We start from the raw sequence: 17,050 nt of genomic DNA, 5'->3' as shown, positions 1-17,050 counted from the left end.
GGGAGATGCTATTGAGATTGATGATGATGCAGCACTGACTTGGATGCGCCAAGCTCACTACTACATGGGCTTGTATAGCTACACTTACTCAGCAGGACTTGTCATCTCGACTGCTAGTTACCTTCATCTGAAACATTCAGAAACTGGAGCTGAAGATTGGCTCAATCTCCTCAAATCAGGTGGTAGCAAGACACCACTTGAGTCAGCTATGATTATCGAAGCCGATATTTCAACAGATAAACCACTCCGTGATACCATTCAGTTCTTGTCTGATACAGTTGATTAGATTATAGTTTAAATGCCCAGTTGTGAGAATAAAATAAAAGAGTCTGGGACAAAAGTCTAACCTTAAATATAAAAAGCGAACAAAACGAGTTATCTGACACTCAGAATACTGTCTTGTTCGCTTTTTTTCTAATCTATCGATTTTAAAAATTTATAATAAAGAATTCCTAAAATCAAAATTTTTGTCCTGGCCTCTTAAATTATCCCCAAAAGCTATCTTCTTCAGCTTGATCTGAAGAGAAGAGCCAAACTTCTTTGATTTTCCCGTCTTCAATACGGAAGAGGTCAATCCCGTTCATATTGAGTTCAGTACCATCAGCCCGTGTTCCAAGAAAAGTAACATTAGCTGCGATTAAATCCTTATTGTCAGAAACCCAATTTGTTATCACCTTAAAGGTTCCATTAGTTTTCTCAGCAAATGTAGCCAGGTGAGTTCCTAGCTTGTCCTTACCAACAACTGTACCAGATATACTATGAGTACCAGGTTGATGCCAGATAATATCGTCTGCCATCGTTTCAAAGACACCAGGAAAGTCACCAGCAATTAAAGCTTGGTTATAAGCATTGAAAATTTCTAAGTTTGTTGACATATCTATTCTCCATTTCTTTTTTATGATATAATTGTAACAGTTACAATCGAAAAAACAAGTAGACACTTTTTCGATAGCTAGTATCAAAAGTAGTACTATTGTTGATACTAAAAGATAAATTTTTTTAAAAAAATAGAAAGAAGATATTTTATGCCAAATAAAGTGAGTGAGTATGGTATTTGTCCATTTGCGACAACGCAGAGGGTTTTAACAGGGAAATGGGCACTGGTAATCATTTATCAGTTGAGTACGGGTACTAAACGATTTAAAGAATTGCAGAGATTATTGCCTGGGATTACTCAAACTATTTTGACCCGTCATCTCCGTCAATTAGAAAAGGATAAGATTATTCAACGAAAGGTCTATGCGGAAGTTCCCCCACGAGTTGAGTACAGCTTAACCGAAATGGGGCAGGAATTCAGAGTTGTTTTAGATGCTGTCGAAAAATGGGGTCTGGATTATATCAAGTTGCTAGAAATGTAGAGGTATTGACCATGTATCAAGAGTTACATAGAAAAATAACAGAAGAAAACCCAAGTTATAGTCAAAAAGAACTCCAGTGGTTGCTTGAGCACATAGGGGATCCGAGTCCAGAGATTCGCGATGAATTGGTTTTTACCAGTCTGGCTAGAGGGATTCAAGAAGAGTTATTTACCAAGGAGCAATTTCAGTTGATTGCTGCTATGATTGTTTCTGATGGTGGCCTAGATAAAGAGCTCGATAAGCTAGGAGCTTCAACGCTTGACCGTTCTTTTAGGGCACTTATTTATGCCAATCTCTTATCTGCCGATGGCAACCAACACTCTCTTTATTATCAAGTGCTTAAAATTGATATCAGAAATACGATGCTCGATCAAGGTCTGCACTACCTTGAAAAAGAAGAGGATACGACTGGTTTTTCAAGCCAGTATGGTTGGGTACATGCTTTTGCGCATGGAGCGGATCTCTTGACTGAAGTCGTTTGTCATCCAGACTTTTCTATAAACAGAGTTCATGAAGTATTTGACATACTTGGTCAACTGTTTAAAAGAATTTCGATTCGATTTATAGATGATGAGGAATGGCGCTTAGCCAGAGTGCTTTACGAACCTATTTTACAAGGCAAGGTGGATCAAGCGACACTAACCTCTTGGATAAAGTCACTTGATTTCCCGATAGAAGAGACGGAAGATTTTTATAAATTTTCCAATTTTAGATCCTGTCTCTTAGAAGTCTATGTCCAACTCGACCAGAGAAATAGTTTACAAGATGACTTGAAAGAAGCTATTCAGTCCTTCCAATATTAAATTTCGATTATCAAATGTGAAAGTTTGCACAAATTTTCCAAGCACTTTTCTTGAAACGCTTTCCTTCTTCTGATAGACTAATACATAGTTTGAAAAAAGGAGACTTAATATGAAAAAATTTGTTGCTGAATTAATCGGTACTTTTATGCTTGTGTTCATCGGAACAGGAGCTGTTGTTTTTGGAAATGGTGTTGAAGGACTTGGACACCTTGGGATTGCTCTTGCTTTTGGTTTGGCAATCGTAGTCGCAGCCTTCTCAATCGGAACTGTTTCAGGTGCTCACTTGAACCCAGCTGTTTCTATCGCTATGTTTGTTAACAAACGTTTGTCATCTTCAGAGCTTGTAAACTACATCCTCGGACAAGTAGTCGGTGCTTTCCTTGCATCTGGATCTGTATTCTTTCTCTTGGCAAATTCAGGTATGTCAACTGCAAGTCTTGGTGAAAATGCCTTGGCAAACGGTGTAACTGTCTTTGGTGGTTTCTTGTTTGAAACAATCGCAACATTCTTGTTTGTTTTGGTCATCATGACTGTAACTTCAGCAAGCAAAGGGAATGGCGCAATTGCTGGTTTGGTGATTGGTTTGTCATTGACAGCTTTGATTCTAGCTGGCTTGAACATCACTGGACTTTCAGTAAACCCAGCTCGTAGCTTGGCTCCTGCTGTATTGGTAGGTGGTGTAGCTCTTCAACAAGTTTGGATTTTCATCCTTGCACCAATCGTTGGTGGAGTTCTTGCAGCTCTAGTTGCTAAAAACTTCCTTGGAACTGAAGAATAATTGAAACTTAAAAAGCCTTGCTCCTCATGATGAGGAACAGGGCTTTTTCGTATCTTTTTATACTCAATGAAAATTAAAGAGCAAACTAGGAAGCTAGCCGCAGGTTGCTCAAAGCACTGCTTTGAGGTTGTGGATAAGACTGACGAAGTCAGTTACCTATATCTACGGCAAGGCGATGTTGACGCGGTTTGAAGAGATTTTCGAAGAGTATTAGCGGTTGTCAATTTTCTCTGGATAGAGGTCATGTTGGAAGAGACGTTGTTCTGCCAATCCTTCATACTTGGTTCCAGGTCTACCGTAGTTGTAGTAGGGGTCGATTGAAATGCCACCGCGAGGTGTAAATTTTCCCCAGACTTCTAAATAGCGAGGATCTAGCAAATTAACCAAGTCTTTCCCGATGGTGTTGATACAGTTTTCATGAAAATCTCCATGGTTTCGGTAGCTAAAGAGGTAGAGTTTGAGGGATTTTGACTCGACACAGAGCTTGTCAGGAATGTAGGAAATATAAATAGTTGCAAAGTCTGGCTGAGCAGTGATGGGACAAAGTGAGGTAAATTCAGGGCAGTTGAACTTGATGAAATAGTCATTTTCCACATGACGATTGTCAAAGGATTCGAGGACTTCGGGTTGATATTCGAAAATGTAGTTGGTTTCTTTGTTGCCCAGTAGGGTGAGGTTTTTCATTTCTTCTTGTTGTGACATGATTTTTTCTTTCTAATCTTAAACACCACGTTGGTTGTCGTAGAGGAGGGTATGGAGTTGAGGAAGGACGCGGACATTGCCCCAGCTATCGTCGGCAGCGACGCGTTCCCAGAGTTCTTTGAGGCGGTCCAGTTGGTCTTGGACAATATTGCCTGTAGCCTTGGGCTTAGGATTTCCTGCAGATAAGAAAAGAACATCTGGTTTATAGCGCTCTTGTATGCCTCTGGCAAAGGCCAAATCTGCATCATCAAAGACAGGGATTTTAAAGGTGACTTTGTCTGGATCTAGTTGGGAAACGATAAAGTCCAAGGTCTCAAAGTTGACTTCCATCTTGGAGGAAGGAGGCTTAGGACTCAGAGTGACTTGGTCGATATCTTTTAACCAATTTTGCCAGCGGGATCCCTGGGTCTCAACAGCTAGAGTGACCCCACGTTCCTTGAGTTTGGTGACCAGTTGAGCCATATTGGCTGCTAGGATAGCAGGATTTCCCCCAGACAGGGTTACATAGTCGTAGCTTCCTAGCTTGTCTAATTCAGCAATGACCTCGTCAGCTGTCATGCGAGTTGGTTTTTCAGAACCATCCCAAGTAAAGGCAGAATCGCACCAGTCGCAGTGGTAGTCGCAACCAGCAGTGCGGACAAACATGGTTTTCTGGCCAATAGCACGACCTTCACCTTGAAAGGTTGGGCCGAAAATTTCCAGAACTGGTAGTTTGAGGACACGTTCCTTAGTCATCTAACCACTCCCGTCTAAACTCTGCAAAGGCAGTCGGAGTTTCATAGAGGCGAACATATTCCAAACGGAGACCGCGCTCGTCTGGCAACTCTAGGCTCATGGTTTGGAAAATCCAGTAAACCATGTTTTCAGCAGTCGTATTCATGTAGGGAAGGGTTTCATTGAGATAGCGATGATCCAAGTGGGGCTCTAAGTAGTCCTTGTAGATTTGTTTGATATCCCCAAAATCATAGGTCATGCCACGTTCATCTAAAAATCCACTGACAGCGATTTGCAGATGATAGGTGTGACCGTGTAGGGATTTGCATTTTCCTTCATAGTGAAAGAGGTGGTGGGCAGCATCGAAGGTAAAGTCTTTTGAGACTAAAGTTCTGTGAGGATTGTAGACAAGAGATTCCCCAGTTTCTTGTTTGATTTCTTTGGGGGCAAAAAACATCAGGCCTCTCCTTTCTGAGAGAGATAAACCTCTAAACCATGTTGGCGTAGATGGCAGGCAGGACAATCTCCACAACCAGTACCGATAATCCCATTGTAGCAGGTCAAGGTCTTCTCACGAACGTAGTCAAAGACACCAAGTTGGTCAGCTAATTCCCAAGTTTCAGCCTTGTCTAGCCACATGAGAGGCGTTTGGATCACAAAGTCGTAATCCATAGCAAGGTTGAGCGTGACATTGAGTGATTTGACAAAGACATCCCGACAGTCAGGATAACCTGAGAAGTCTGTTTCGCACACTCCTGTCACGATATCCGTAATTCCACGCTGCTTGGCAAGGACTGCAGCAAAGGACAGAAAGAGATGATTGCGACCGTCAACGAAGGTATTAGGCACCTCTCCTTCTTTTTGCTCAATTTCTAGATCTGAAGTCAAGGCATTTTCAGTAATTTGTCCTAGCAGAGACATATCTAGGATATGATGACGAATTCCTTGTTCCTCAGCGATTTCTTTGGCCACTTGAATTTCGAGATGGTGGCGTTGGCCATAGGCAAAGGTGACGGCTTCTACCTTTTCATAGTGTTGCTTGGCCCAGAAAAGGCAGGTTGTTGAATCTTGACCGCCACTAAAGACGACCAAGGCTGATTGACGTTTCATAGTACTCCTTCCAAAATGGGAAATGTTCAGAGCACGCAAAAAGCTCCCTAGAGGGAGCTAAAAAATACCAAGTAGAGGTTTTTTTTAGCGATGGCATGTCCCAAACATCGTAATATTCTAGTTACAGTCTAGCATATTTTTTGAAAAATGGCAAAGGGCAAGCAAAAAGAGACCAAATGAATGCACTTGGTCTCTCCTTTGATTAGCTTAATTCAGCAACGATAGCTTTGATTTGTTCTGCTGTGTGAACACCAGCAACTTGTTTAACCACTTGTCCATCTTTTTTGAAAAGAAGAGTAGGAATAGACATGATTCCAAATGAACGAGCTGTGTTAGGATTTTCATCAACGTCCATTTTAACGATCTTCAAGACATCTTCTGAAAGTTCTTCAGACAGTTTATCCAAGATTGGACCTTGCATACGACATGGGCCACACCAAGTTGCCCAGAAGTCTACCAAGACCAATCCGTCTTTAGTTTCTTGTTCAAATGTTGCGTCTGTAATTGCTTTTGCCATAGTATTTCTCCTTTTTAGTTATATTGGCTTAAATCTTGTTTCATGAGATAGAAGAAAACATCTCCGTAAGTCCCATGGTAGTCCAAATCATGCCCCTTGTAGGTTACTTTTTGGACGGGGTAATAGTCTGCGACACCAATCAGGCAGGCATGCTGAGAACGTTCAAAGTCTTCATAAGACTCGAAGGTCATGGTTCTCTCTTGCTTGCTGGCGTCAAGATAGGTGATTTCAATCATAGGATTCTCCTTTGCTAAATCATGTTTTCATTTTACTCCTTGAAAAAAGGAATGTCAAGAAAAATGATTGCGCACGCAAGTTTTTTAAAAATATTTTAGGCTAACCAGTTTGATTTTCTTGCTAAGCTTTCTTCAACAGCTGTTTGTAGATAAGCCAAGGTAGTCTGCCCTTCACTAGTCAGGCAGATAAAACTAGCTCGTTTGTCCTGGTCGCAGCATCTCCGACTAAGTAAACCGCAGTTCTTTGCTTCTAAGCGAGCCACCATCCGTGAAACAGCACTAGGGCTCAGGTGGAGTTTATCTGGCAAGTCGATTTGTCTTAGGGATTTGCCTTCAGCCTGATTTAGAAAGTGCAAGAGGTAAAATTCCTTGAGTGTCAAGGTTTGTTCACTCTGCTCAGCGATGGTCTCTTCTAAAATAGCTTCTAGCTCTACTTGCCTACGGTTGAAGTCAAACCATTTTTCTAAGTAAGTCATGTCCATCTCCTTTCCATCTATAATAGTGTAATCATACTAGTGCATCTATGATGCTTGCGCACGCAATTAGTATACACCTTTTTGGCTTGGATAGCAAGAAGGATGTTTCTTATATATCTCCTTGATATTTTCTGAAAAAAGAGTAAACTGGTATGCAGAAAGTCTATTTGTGGAGTTTAGGATGAAATTATATGTTCAATTAATGATTCTCTTTGTGATTTCTCTAATCGGAGAGGGAATTTCCAGTTTCTTTCATCTGCCCATCCCAGGCAGTATTATCGGCTTGATTATTCTTTTTCTAGCCTTGCAGTTCAAGTGGCTGCGCACCCGCCATGTCAACATGGTTGGGAATTTTCTCTTGGCCAACATGACCATTCTCTTTCTACCTCCTGCGGTTGGAATTATGGAAAAATTTGATGTGATTGCTCCCTATCTTCTGCCGATTGTTTTGATTGTCTTTTTTGCAGCAGTGATTAATATCATCTTGATTGCGCTTGTGGTTCAATTTATCAAAAAACGCTATGAAGGTGACTACGAAGAAAGAGGTACCAAATGAGCGAATTTGTATCTAATCCCCTATTTGGGATTGCTTTATCAATCTTAGCCTATCTTGGGGGAATGATGATTTTCAGACGCTATCCTCATCCCTTAACGACTCCTTTGCTACTGTCAGCTATTTTTATTATCATATTTCTAAAGGTAACTGGCATTTCCTACCAAGATTACTACCAAGGTGGGGTTTATCTTAATAACTTGATTGTTCCTTCAACAGTGGCTCTAGGAATTCCCCTATATAAGAGCTTCCACTTGATGAAGCATCATGTTAGAAGTATTTTGCTGGGTAGTTTTCTAGCTGTCATCGTCAATACCTCTTTTACAGCCCTAGTCGCAAAAATCTTTGGTATGGACTTTTTCCTAGCTATTTCCCTCTTTCCTAAGTCAGTAACGACCGCCATGGCAGTAGGGATTACAGAAAAGTTGCAAGGCTTGACTACCGTGACCCTAGTAGTTGTCGTAGCGACGGGGATTTTGACCAGTGTAATCGGACCAACACTTTTGAAATGGCTCAAGATAGACGATCCAGTAGCAGCTGGACTAGCCCTGGGTGGAACAGGTCACGCCGTTGGAACTGGAACGGCCTTTCGCTATGGACCAGTTGCAGGTGCTATGGGAGGACTAGCCATCGGTGTTACAGGTATTCTCTATGTATTTATCAGTCCTATTGTAGCTAATTTGATTTTGAGTTAACGCAAAAACCCAGCTCTAGTAGCTGGGCATTTTTTATTGCAAATTAACTTTATTTTTCAAGATATAGTAGGTTCCGAGATAGAAGGCTGCGCTGAGGATGAGGTCTTTAACGATTTCAAAGGAGATCATCCAATTGTAGTCGAAATCTATGCGAAGGTTGAGACCGACAAAGCCGAGAATGGTTTGGATAACAATATAGGCTAAAACGGCAAGAGCTGTACGGTATTCATTAAAGAGTTGTCCGATAGAGATTGCCAAGTAGATGCAAAGGATTCCTGAAATTGTGCTGAGGATATATGAAATCACAGAAAGCCAGAAACTATCCATGTAAAATTTAAAGAGGTATTCGAGAGAAAAGATATCAAGGAAGTTTGCACCAGTCAGAACTAAAATGATATAAATACTCAAGATAAAGACTAATGAGCTCGCCAGAGACCAGATGAAAGCACCCAAAAGTTTGGATAAAATGATTTGGTGCTCAGATACGGGGAGTGTTAGAGTTAGGTATCCCTGACGATCGTAGACACTACCCTTGAAGCGACGAATGATCAAAATCAAGGTTGAAATACTTAAGGTAATGATTAGTCCACCAAAAACTAGAGCCAGAAAAACTAACATAATCATTTGTTGATCAGGTGTATCGATGGATTTTAGGGAACTAGCTTGAACCCCGATAAGAGCAGAAAGAGCCAACACAGCACCATAGAGGGCTAAATACCATTTGTTAACATTTTTAAATTCATAACGAACTAAATTCCAAAACATAATAATCTCCTTTAACTAGGCTTTGAATTCGTGGCGGAAGAGTTGGTCGATAGACTCTCCAGACTCATAGCGAATATCATCAACATTTCCTTGACGGACGACTTTTCCATCCTTGAGGAAGATAATCTCATCCAAGATTGGTTCAATATCTGAAATCAAGTGGGTTGAAATCAAGACAGTCGAAGTTGGAGAGTAGTTGTTGATGATGGTGTTCAAGATATAGTCACGAGCTGCTGGGTCTACACCCCCGATTGGTTCATCAAGCACGTATAGACGAGCATCACGACTCATGACAAGGATCAGCTGAACCTTTTCTTTGTTCCCTTTTGAGAGTTTCTTGAAACGGCTATTTTCATCTATGCCAAGGTCACGAAGAAGACCTTGAGCACGTTCCAGATTAAAATCTTGGTAGAAGGTCTTGAAATAAGTGAGAGCTTCCTTGACCTTCATCTGCTCGTTGAGGTAGGTCGTATCAGGGAGATAAGAAACAATTGCTTTAGTTGCTGGGCTTGGTTCCATGCCATTGATAAGGATACGCCCTTCCTCTGGCTGTAGCAAGCCGTTGATTAGTTTAATCAGGGTTGTTTTTCCGGAACCGTTTGGGCCAAGGAGACCCACAATCTTTCCTGCCGGGATTTCAAGGGAAACATTTGTAAGAGCAGGACTTGCTCCATAGGATTTTGACACATTTTCAAATGCTAACAAGGTCATAGTTTAAACTCCTTCAATATAATCTCTCAAAACAGTCGGTAGTTCTTCTTTTTCATAGCCAAATTCTACCATGCCTGTTACAAACTGTTGCAGCTGTTCTTCTGACAGTTGCTTACGGGATTGGAGGATCAAGTCCAAATCCTCTGTGACAAAGCGTCCAGATGTCCGCTTGGTATAAACGAAGCCTTCTCTTTCCAAGTCCGATAGGGCGCGCTGGATGGTGTTGGGATTGACACCTGCCTCGCTTGCTAATTCTCTAACGGTTGGAAGCTGTTGATTGGGCTCGAGTTTATGGGAAATAATCTGCAATTTGATTTTCTCCATAATCTGCAAATAAATGGGTTTATTGTTATCAAATGTCCAAGACATCACGATCTCCTTTCTAATTACCTTTGTGTTAATTCAATAATACAACAAAACAAAAAACTTGTCAAGCCAAAAGGAGAATTATTTTGGGAATCTCTTAAAAAATGGTATAATGAAAAGAAAACGACAAGGAGGGAAAGGCATGCGTTGTCCAAAATGTGGCGCTACAAAATCAAGTGTGATCGATAGTCGCCAGGCTGAAGAAGGAAATACAATCAGAAGAAGACGTGAGTGTGAAGAGTGCCAGCATCGTTTTACAACCTATGAACGTGTTGAAGAGAGAACGCTGGTTGTGGTCAAAAAAGATGGTACACGGGAACAATTTTCAAGAGATAAAATCTTTAACGGGATTATTCGCTCAGCCCAGAAACGTCCAGTGTCTAGTGATGAGATTGGCATGGTGGTCAATCGCATCGAACAAAAACTCCGTAGTCGCAATGAAAATGAAATTCAGAGTGAGGTTATTGGTTCCTTGGTTATGGAAGAGTTGGCAGAGCTAGATGAGATTACTTATGTCCGTTTTGCCAGTGTTTACCGTAGTTTTAAGGATGTGAGTGAGCTTGAAAGCCTACTCCAGCAGATTACACAATCCTCTAAAAAGAAAAAGGAAAAATAAATGAAGCCAAATGACCGTTTTTCTTTTGTAAAGAATAATCGGGTGTCGCAAGATACCTCATCAATGGTGCAGTGCTACCTCCCGATTATCGGTCAGGAGGCGCTGAGCCTCTATCTTTATGCTGTGATTTTTTGGGATGATGGTCAAAAGGAGCATCTCTTTGCAGCCATGCTCAATCATTTGAATTTTGGGATGGATAGTCTTTTAAAGGCTTTTAAAACTCTGACAGCCATGAAATTGGTGACCCTCTATCAACAGGGGGAGTCTTATAACTTGTTACTTCATTCTCCCCTATCGACTCAAGAATTTTTACAACATACAGTTTATCGGACCTTGTTAGAAAAAATGATTGGGGATAGTGCGGTTGCAGCCATGAGACAGGAAAGTGTTGAAGGGGAACCTATCTCGGTGGCCTTGAGTCAAATCTTCCCTCAGTTATCCGAGTCTGCTAGTCAAGAAACCTCTAGCAGTCAGCCAGTAGCAGATGATTTTGATTTGGAGCATTTTCGTCAGCTCATGGCCCGTGATGGTCTTCGTTTTCAAGATGAGACTTCGGATGTTTTGGCCTTGTTTGCAATAGCAGACGAGCAGAGGTGGACTTGGTTTGAAACTTATCAAGTAGCCAAAGCGACAGCAGTGTCGCAAGTGATTTCTGTCAAACGCATCCGTGAAAAGATAGCGCAAAAGCCTGTGACTTCTGACTTTAGTCCCAAGGAGGCAACCATTATCCGAGAGGCTAAGAGAAAGACAGCCTTGCAGTTCCTTGCTGAAATCAAGCAGACCCGCAAGGGAAGTATTACCCAGACTGAACGGGACCTGCTCCAGCAGATGGCGGCCTTGGGCTTGCTGGATGAAGTAATCAATGTTATCTTGCTCCTGACCTTTAATAAGGTGGATTCGGCCAATATCAATGAAAAATACGCCATGAAGGTGGCTAATGACTACGCCTATCAAAATATCCGTAGTGCAGAGGAGGCAGTTCTCCGTATTCGTGAACGTGGCCAAAAAGCAAAAACGCAAAAGCAGAATCAGACTGCCCCAGCAAAAACCAATGTGCCTAAATGGAGCAATCCTGAATATAAGAATGAAACTAGCGAAGAAACTCGTTTAGAACTAGAACGTAAGAAAAAAGAAATGTTAGCTCGATTAGAAAAAGGAGGAGACTAGATGGAAAGTGTCGGAGACGTGCTCAAGCGTCAACCAAGCCGATTTCAGTATCAGGATTTAGTCCAGCAAATTGTGAAAGACCCTGATGTTGCGGCCTTTATCCAGAAAGAATCTCTCAGTCAGGAGGAGTTAAACCGTAGTATTTCCAAGTTTAACCAATACATCACTGAGAGAGATAAGTTCCTCCGAGGAGATACAGACTATATCGCGCGTGGCTACAAGCCCATCCTAGTCATGAACCATGGCTATGCAGATGTCTCTTATGAAGAAACTCCAGAGCTCATCGCGGCAGAAAAAGAAGCGGCGATTAAAAACCGTCTCAAGCTAATCAATCTTCCAGCTAGTCTTAAAAAAGCTAGCTTAGCTCAAGTAGACTTGGATGATTTGGGGCGCTTGCCAGTTTTTGAAAAGCTTTTGAACTTTGTGGAGCAATATCCAGCTATTCGAAAAGGTCTCTACTTATATGGAGACTTTGGTGTGGGTAAAAGTTTTATGGTGGCTGCCCTAGCCCATGATTTGTCAGAAAAACGAGGCGTTTCGTCAACTCTCCTCCACTATCCGAGCTTTGTCATCGATGTCAAAAATGCCATCGGTGATGGCAATGTCAAGACCTTGGTGGACGAGATTAAGCTTGCTGAAGTCCTGATTTTGGATGATATTGGTGCCGAGCAATCAACAGCTTGGGTGCGTGACGAGATCCTGCAGGTTATTCTCCAATATCGTATGCAGGAAGATTTGCCAACCTTTTTCACCTCCAATTTCAACTTTGAAGATTTGGAGAAGCATTTCGCTAAAGGGAAAAACGGAAATGACGAAACCTGGGAAGCTAGACGCGTCATGGAACGCATTCGTTATTTAGCAGAGGAAACAAGACTTGAAGGAGAAAACCGCCGATGACAGAAACAATCAAAGTAATGAAGGCTCACACTTCAGTGCGCAGATTTAAAGAGCGAGAGATTCCCCAAGTAGACTTAAATGAGATCTTGACAGCTGCCCAAATGGCTTCTTCTTGGAAAAATTTCCAATCCTACTCTGTCATTCTTGTCAGAAGTCAAGAAAAGAAGGACGCCTTATTTGAGCTAGTTCCTCAGGAAGCGATTCGCCAGTCTGCAGTATTTTTACTTTTTGTTGGTGATCTAAACCGTGCAGAAAAAGGGGCTCGTCTCCATACGGATGTTTTCCAACCTCAAGGGGTGGAAGGACTCCTCATCACTTCTGTGGATGCGGCTTTGGCTGGACAAAATGCCTTGCTTGCGGCAGAAAGCTTGGGCTATGGTGGAGTGATTATCGGCTTAGTGCGTTACAAGTCTGTTGAGTTAGCAGAATTGTTCAAGCTTCCTGACTATACCTATCCAGTCTTTGGGATTGCACTCGGTGTGCCAAATCAACAGCATGCTGTAAAACCAAGACTGCCACTAGAGAATGTTGTCTTTGAGGAAGAATACCAAGAACAGTCAACTGAGGCAATCGAAGCCTATGACCGAGTACAGACTGAATATGCAGGTGCGCGTGCGACTACAACTTGGAGTCAACGTTTAGCGGAGCAATTCGGCAATCCAGAACCAAGCTCGACTCGAGAAAATCTTGAGCAGAAGAAGTTATTGTAGAAAGTGAGAAAACATGGCCTTACCAACTGTTGCCATTGTGGGACGTCCCAATGTTGGGAAATCAACCCTATTTAACCGTATCGCGGGAGAGCGCATCTCAATCGTAGAAGATGTTGAAGGTGTAACGCGAGATCGTATCTATGCCACGGGTGAGTGGCTTAACCGTTCTTTTAGTATGATTGATACTGGGGGGATCGATGATGTCGATGCTCCGTTCATGGAACAAATCAAGCACCAGGCAGAAATCGCCATGGAAGAAGCAGATGTTATCGTCTTTGTCGTGTCTGGTAAAGAAGGAATTACAGATGCGGACGAATATGTTGCCCGTAAACTTTATAAAACTCATAAACCAGTCATCCTAGCCGTTAATAAGGTTGACAATCCAGAGATGCGAAATGATATCTATGATTTCTATGCTCTTGGATTGGGTGAACCACTACCGATTTCATCTGTGCACGGTATTGGGACAGGGGATGTGCTGGATGCTATTGTGGAAAATCTCCCACATGAAGTTGAAGAAGAAAATCCAGATATCATTAAATTCAGCTTGATTGGACGTCCAAATGTCGGAAAATCTAGCTTGATCAATGCCATTTTGGGAGAAGACCGCGTCATTGCCAGCCCTGTCGCTGGTACCACTCGTGATGCCATTGACACTCATTTTACAGATGCTGACGGTCAAGAGTTTACCATGATTGATACTGCTGGTATGCGTAAGTCAGGTAAAGTCTATGAGAATACTGAGAAATACTCAGTCATGCGTGCCATGCGTGCTATTGACCGTTCAGATGTAGTCTTGATGGTCCTCAATGCCGAGGAAGGTATCCGTGAGTATGACAAGCGTATCGCAGGTTTTGCCCACGAAGCTGGTAAAGGGATGATCATCGTGGTCAATAAGTGGGATACTCTTGAAAAAGACAACCACACCATGAAAAACTGGGAAGAGGATATCCGTGAGCAGTTCCAATACCTGCCTTACGCACCGATTATCTTTGTTTCGGCTTTGACCAAGCAACGCCTCCACAAGTTGCCTGAGATGATCAAGCAAATCAGCGAGAGTCAAAATACCCGTATCCCATCAGCTGTCTTGAATGATGTGATTATGGATGCTATCGCCATCAATCCAACACCGACCGACAAAGGAAAACGCCTCAAGATTTTCTATGCGACTCAAGTGGCAACCAAACCACCAACCTTTGTTATCTTTGTCAACGAAGAAGAACTCATGCACTTCTCTTACTTGCGTTTCTTGGAAAATCAAATCCGCAAGGCCTTTGTCTTTGAAGGAACACCGATTCACCTCATCGCAAGAAAACGGAAGTAAAATGATAAAAAGAAGAAGGTTTTCAGACCTTCTTTTTTAGATAAAAATATAGTATATAATATTGAATAACATGTGATATAATAGGGTTGTAGTAAGTTAACTGATTAACAGACAGATGTAAAGTTGATTGAAAAAATGTTAGCTAATATGGAGGATTATTATGTTTGAACAAAATACAACAAAATTAATTATTGTTTGTGATGATAAAACTGTTGGATATGGCAATTATTTACGTCAACTTGTGAGCGCGAATGATGATGAAGATGATGTAATTGTAGGGACTAAAGATGGTTCAATAAAAGTAAGTGTTTGGTTGGAAAAACACTATCTTGATAATATGTCTACAATTTCTTCTAGCGAACATGTACTTTTTATTGGTGAAAACCAAGCAAGTAAGAATGAAATCTCTAGTATGGATGTGAAATTCGATAAATTCGGAATGAGATATGGCTGGTTAGGGAAACGTGGGATGATGCTAGTTTCAGAGGCTATTAGTCAACCAGAAATATATGATGAATTTGTTGAGTATTGTCGTGGATATAAGTCTGACTTTGAAAAAATAGAGTTTTCAAAGTCAATTCCTGAACAGGCTTTCGATGCAGTAAATGGGGTTGTAGGAGGGAATACAGCAGCTTTAATAGCCGGTGGCGCCCTTTTAGGTTTTTTGGCACCTGGGATTACATTGGCTACTGGTGCAGTGTTAGGTGTTACTCAATTTCTTACTGGAACGGATAAAGAAAAAGTCATGGATCAGCAGTACAGAGGATTGACAGCAATATTATATATGGATGGATTATCTGAATTCTTGGAGGGATAAAGAATGGATGGCTTTAAAGAGGGATATGAATTCTTTGAGAAGCACACAGGTAATTTTGCAGGACATGCTACCGGAGTACATTATGTAAACGCTGTAGAATCAGAGATAAAGAAGCTGGTGAATGAGCTAAATGACTTTGAAACAAGTGGTGCACGTATAGATACACTAAAGGGAGATGTTGCTGAGTTTTGGCATGCTGGGACTTTTAATATTAATGCAGCTATTAATTCTTCAAAAAACAGAGTACAAGTTGATCGTAGCCATGATTTTGGTTCTGCTGATATTACGGGAGCAAACTTCGATGCTAAGTTTGGTTTAAAATATTATAAAAACGGAGCATCCAGTGCAGAACAACAAGCTAAGAGTATTTTTCAACGTTTTAGCGAATATAAATCACAAGGTGGGAAAGAAAGTTTAGATTTATATTTGGAGAAGAGAGGATACTCAGCAGATACGATTTTGAGTGATCCAGTTTATACAGGGCAGTATAGAGTAATTCCATCAGATCAGCTAAAAGAAGCGACTATGTTTTTAGAGCGAAAAATAAGAGAAGAAGCTGTAAAGCGACCGGAGCAAGTTCATCGCTATGAAGAAACTCTAAAATTACTCAGTGATAAAGTTAAAGATAATAAGGGGAATGAATCGATTGCTTTGTCGGAACAGGAAGCACGTGAACTTGCAAGATTGTCTAAAGAGGGTGGAGTAAATCCTGAGGACTTACATTTAACAACCGAAGAATTGATAAAGTATACCAACATCTTAAGGCATGCGTACAAAGCTGGCTTAACTGCAGCAACAATATCAATGGTGTTAAGAGTTGCTCCTGAAGTATTGAATGCCATAGCTTATCTAATTAAAAATGGAGAAATTGAAGAAGGTCAATTTAAAAAGATAGGATTTGCAGCGATTACAGGTGCAGGTGAAGGATTTGTAAGAGGTACAGTTTCAGCAGCAATTACAGTAAGTTGTAAGGCAGGATTATGTGGTAGTGCAATGAAATCTATTGATCCGTCAATTGTTGGTGCAGTAACTGTATTAGTGATGAATTCCATGAAAAATTCATATCAAGTAACTACCGGAAACATGAGCAGAGCTGAGATGGTTAATGAATTAATCAAAGAAATGTTTGTAACAACATGTGCTTTATCTATGGGTTCTGTGAGTCAATCTCTAATTGAAATTCCTGTGCTAGGATACATGATTGGTAGTTTTGTGGGGTCGGTAGCCGGTTCTGTAATTTACTCTTCAATATACAATCCAGTATTGTCATTTTGTGTTGACTCAGGATTTACTCTATTTGGCCTAGTAGATCAAGATTACGAGTTGCCAGAAGAAGTATTAAAAGAAATAGGAATTGAAGTTTTCGAATATGAAAAGTTTGAATACGAACCGTTTGAATATGAGAAATTTGAATACGAGCGATTTGAATATGAACAATTTGAGTATGAGAAACTTCATACGATATTCCTAAGACGAGGAGTAATTGGTGTAAATTGTGTAGGTTATATGTAGTTGTTAACCAAAAAATTGCCAAAATTATAAAGCGCATAATCAAAGAATATTATAAAATGAAAAAAATTTTTTTATTTTCGGAAGAAAAATTTAACTAAAAATCAGGATTGGTATTAATCCACTGAATTTTTCAAAAAAGTTGGATGCTTCTTTATCAGTAGTAAGCTATTGAAATAGAAAAAGGATGGAATGATTTTGAACTGCACCCCAAAAGTTAGACATA

At 41.0% G+C, this 17,050-nt stretch carries 22 protein-coding genes and 2 pseudogenes; 13 read left to right on the top strand and 11 right to left on the bottom strand.

All coding sequences use genetic code 11. From position 1 onward, the window contains the following. A pseudogene (locus HMPREF2728_RS05445) lies at positions 1-286 on the top strand (M3 family metallopeptidase); the annotation flags it as partial. Between the two features lie 199 nt (positions 287-485). Here the strand turns inward: HMPREF2728_RS05445 and HMPREF2728_RS05440 are convergent. Then, positions 486-875 carry a nuclear transport factor 2 family protein gene (locus HMPREF2728_RS05440; protein WP_000106197.1) on the bottom strand — a complete coding sequence of 130 codons (390 nt, stop codon included), beginning with the start codon at positions 873-875 and terminating at the stop codon, positions 486-488. Between the two features lie 150 nt (positions 876-1,025). Here HMPREF2728_RS05440 and HMPREF2728_RS05435 point away from each other — a divergent pair, with 150 nt between their 5' ends. The 3 genes from HMPREF2728_RS05435 to HMPREF2728_RS05425 all read left to right on the top strand — a co-directional run bounded on the left by HMPREF2728_RS05435 (position 1,026) and on the right by HMPREF2728_RS05425 (position 2,939). Then, positions 1,026-1,358, top strand: coding sequence for a winged helix-turn-helix transcriptional regulator (locus HMPREF2728_RS05435; RefSeq protein WP_049503255.1), 333 nt, complete (start codon positions 1,026-1,028; stop codon positions 1,356-1,358). 11 nt (positions 1,359-1,369) lie between these two features. Then, entirely contained in the window at positions 1,370-2,161 is a 792-nt protein-coding gene (locus tag HMPREF2728_RS05430) for a DUF2785 domain-containing protein (RefSeq protein ID WP_075227297.1), read from the top strand. Between the two features lie 109 nt (positions 2,162-2,270). After that, the gene (locus HMPREF2728_RS05425) at positions 2,271-2,939 is read left to right on the top strand and encodes an MIP/aquaporin family protein (RefSeq protein ID WP_075227296.1); all 669 of its coding nucleotides are present in this window, start codon (positions 2,271-2,273) and stop codon (positions 2,937-2,939) included. Positions 2,940-3,149: 210 nt separating this feature from the next. On the opposite strand, the gene queF is transcribed toward HMPREF2728_RS05425, so the two are convergent. The 7 genes from queF to HMPREF2728_RS05390 all read right to left on the bottom strand — a co-directional run bounded on the left by queF (position 3,150) and on the right by HMPREF2728_RS05390 (position 6,694). Continuing rightward, positions 3,150-3,641, bottom strand: a complete 492-nt coding sequence (gene queF, locus HMPREF2728_RS05420; RefSeq protein WP_075227295.1) for a preQ(1) synthase — start codon at positions 3,639-3,641, stop codon at positions 3,150-3,152. A gap of 18 nt (positions 3,642-3,659) precedes the next feature. Beyond that, positions 3,660-4,376 (bottom strand): 7-carboxy-7-deazaguanine synthase QueE, encoded by a 717-nt coding sequence (queE, locus tag HMPREF2728_RS05415; RefSeq protein ID WP_075227294.1) that lies wholly within the window; start codon positions 4,374-4,376, stop codon positions 3,660-3,662. Next, on the bottom strand, positions 4,369-4,812 hold the full coding sequence (gene queD / locus HMPREF2728_RS05410; RefSeq protein ID WP_075227293.1) for a 6-carboxytetrahydropterin synthase QueD: 444 nt from the start codon (positions 4,810-4,812) through the stop codon (positions 4,369-4,371). The genes queE and queD overlap by 8 nt, the downstream gene beginning before the upstream one ends. Next, positions 4,812-5,465, bottom strand: coding sequence for a 7-cyano-7-deazaguanine synthase QueC (queC, locus tag HMPREF2728_RS05405; RefSeq protein ID WP_075227292.1), 654 nt, complete (start codon positions 5,463-5,465; stop codon positions 4,812-4,814). Before queC ends, queD begins: the two co-directional genes overlap by 1 nt. A 202-nt stretch (positions 5,466-5,667) precedes the next feature. Then, positions 5,668-5,982, bottom strand: coding sequence for a thioredoxin (gene trxA / locus HMPREF2728_RS05400; RefSeq protein WP_001029584.1), 315 nt, complete (start codon positions 5,980-5,982; stop codon positions 5,668-5,670). A 14-nt stretch (positions 5,983-5,996) separates the two neighbouring features. After that, a complete protein-coding gene (locus HMPREF2728_RS05395) occupies positions 5,997-6,218 on the bottom strand; it encodes a DUF4649 family protein (RefSeq protein WP_075227291.1) in 222 nt (73 codons plus the stop codon). Positions 6,219-6,313: 95 nt separating this feature from the next. Beyond that, the gene (locus tag HMPREF2728_RS05390) at positions 6,314-6,694 is read right to left on the bottom strand and encodes a MarR family winged helix-turn-helix transcriptional regulator (RefSeq protein WP_075227290.1); all 381 of its coding nucleotides are present in this window, start codon (positions 6,692-6,694) and stop codon (positions 6,314-6,316) included. Positions 6,695-6,875: 181 nt separating this feature from the next. Between HMPREF2728_RS05390 and HMPREF2728_RS05385 the strand changes: the two genes are divergently transcribed. Together HMPREF2728_RS05385 and HMPREF2728_RS05380 are read left to right on the top strand one after the other, a co-directional pair. Continuing rightward, positions 6,876-7,250, top strand: a complete 375-nt coding sequence (locus HMPREF2728_RS05385) for a CidA/LrgA family protein (protein ID WP_000781324.1) — start codon at positions 6,876-6,878, stop codon at positions 7,248-7,250. Next, positions 7,247-7,942 (top strand): LrgB family protein, encoded by a 696-nt coding sequence (locus HMPREF2728_RS05380; RefSeq protein WP_075227289.1) that lies wholly within the window; start codon positions 7,247-7,249, stop codon positions 7,940-7,942. The genes HMPREF2728_RS05385 and HMPREF2728_RS05380 overlap by 4 nt, the downstream gene beginning before the upstream one ends. Before the next feature lie 33 nt (positions 7,943-7,975). Here the strand turns inward: HMPREF2728_RS05380 and HMPREF2728_RS11060 are convergent. The 3 genes and pseudogenes from HMPREF2728_RS11060 to HMPREF2728_RS05365 form a co-directional block, all read right to left on the bottom strand. Next, positions 7,976-8,254: pseudogene (locus tag HMPREF2728_RS11060) on the bottom strand (hypothetical protein); the annotation flags it as partial. A gap of 468 nt (positions 8,255-8,722) precedes the next feature. Further along, a complete protein-coding gene (locus HMPREF2728_RS05370; protein ID WP_000173159.1) occupies positions 8,723-9,418 on the bottom strand; it encodes an ABC transporter ATP-binding protein in 696 nt (231 codons plus the stop codon). Positions 9,419-9,421: 3 nt separating this feature from the next. Beyond that, complete coding sequence (locus HMPREF2728_RS05365) at positions 9,422-9,787, bottom strand: GntR family transcriptional regulator (protein WP_000119157.1); 366 nt, start codon at positions 9,785-9,787, stop codon at positions 9,422-9,424. 139 nt (positions 9,788-9,926) lie between these two features. Between HMPREF2728_RS05365 and nrdR the strand changes: the two genes are divergently transcribed. The 7 genes from nrdR (at position 9,927) to HMPREF2728_RS05330 (ending at position 16,827) form a co-directional block, all read left to right on the top strand. Continuing rightward, complete coding sequence (nrdR, locus tag HMPREF2728_RS05360; protein WP_001203674.1) at positions 9,927-10,400, top strand: transcriptional regulator NrdR; 474 nt, start codon at positions 9,927-9,929, stop codon at positions 10,398-10,400. Then, positions 10,401-11,567: a DnaD domain protein gene (locus tag HMPREF2728_RS05355; protein WP_075227288.1), complete on the top strand. Its 1,167-nt coding sequence runs from the start codon at positions 10,401-10,403 to the stop codon at positions 11,565-11,567. Beyond that, complete coding sequence (gene dnaI / locus HMPREF2728_RS05350) at positions 11,568-12,464, top strand: primosomal protein DnaI (RefSeq protein WP_075227287.1); 897 nt, start codon at positions 11,568-11,570, stop codon at positions 12,462-12,464. It begins immediately after the preceding gene. Further along, positions 12,461-13,174 (top strand): NADPH-dependent oxidoreductase, encoded by a 714-nt coding sequence (locus HMPREF2728_RS05345; protein ID WP_075227286.1) that lies wholly within the window; start codon positions 12,461-12,463, stop codon positions 13,172-13,174. The genes dnaI and HMPREF2728_RS05345 overlap by 4 nt, the downstream gene beginning before the upstream one ends. Positions 13,175-13,187: 13 nt before the next feature. Then, a complete protein-coding gene (gene der, locus HMPREF2728_RS05340) occupies positions 13,188-14,498 on the top strand; it encodes a ribosome biogenesis GTPase Der (protein WP_075227285.1) in 1,311 nt (436 codons plus the stop codon). 160 nt (positions 14,499-14,658) lie between these two features. Then, positions 14,659-15,315: a hypothetical protein gene (locus HMPREF2728_RS05335; RefSeq protein WP_075227284.1), complete on the top strand. Its 657-nt coding sequence runs from the start codon at positions 14,659-14,661 to the stop codon at positions 15,313-15,315. Positions 15,316-15,318: 3 nt separating this feature from the next. Next, on the top strand, positions 15,319-16,827 hold the full coding sequence (locus tag HMPREF2728_RS05330; protein ID WP_075227283.1) for a hypothetical protein: 1,509 nt from the start codon (positions 15,319-15,321) through the stop codon (positions 16,825-16,827). Positions 16,828-17,050 lie beyond the last annotated feature (223 nt).

The sequence above is a fragment of the Streptococcus sp. HMSC061D10 genome (assembly GCF_001808865.1).
Classification (GTDB): Bacteria; Bacillota; Bacilli; order Lactobacillales; family Streptococcaceae; genus Streptococcus.
This window is presented reverse-complemented; position numbering and strand designations above follow the sequence as displayed.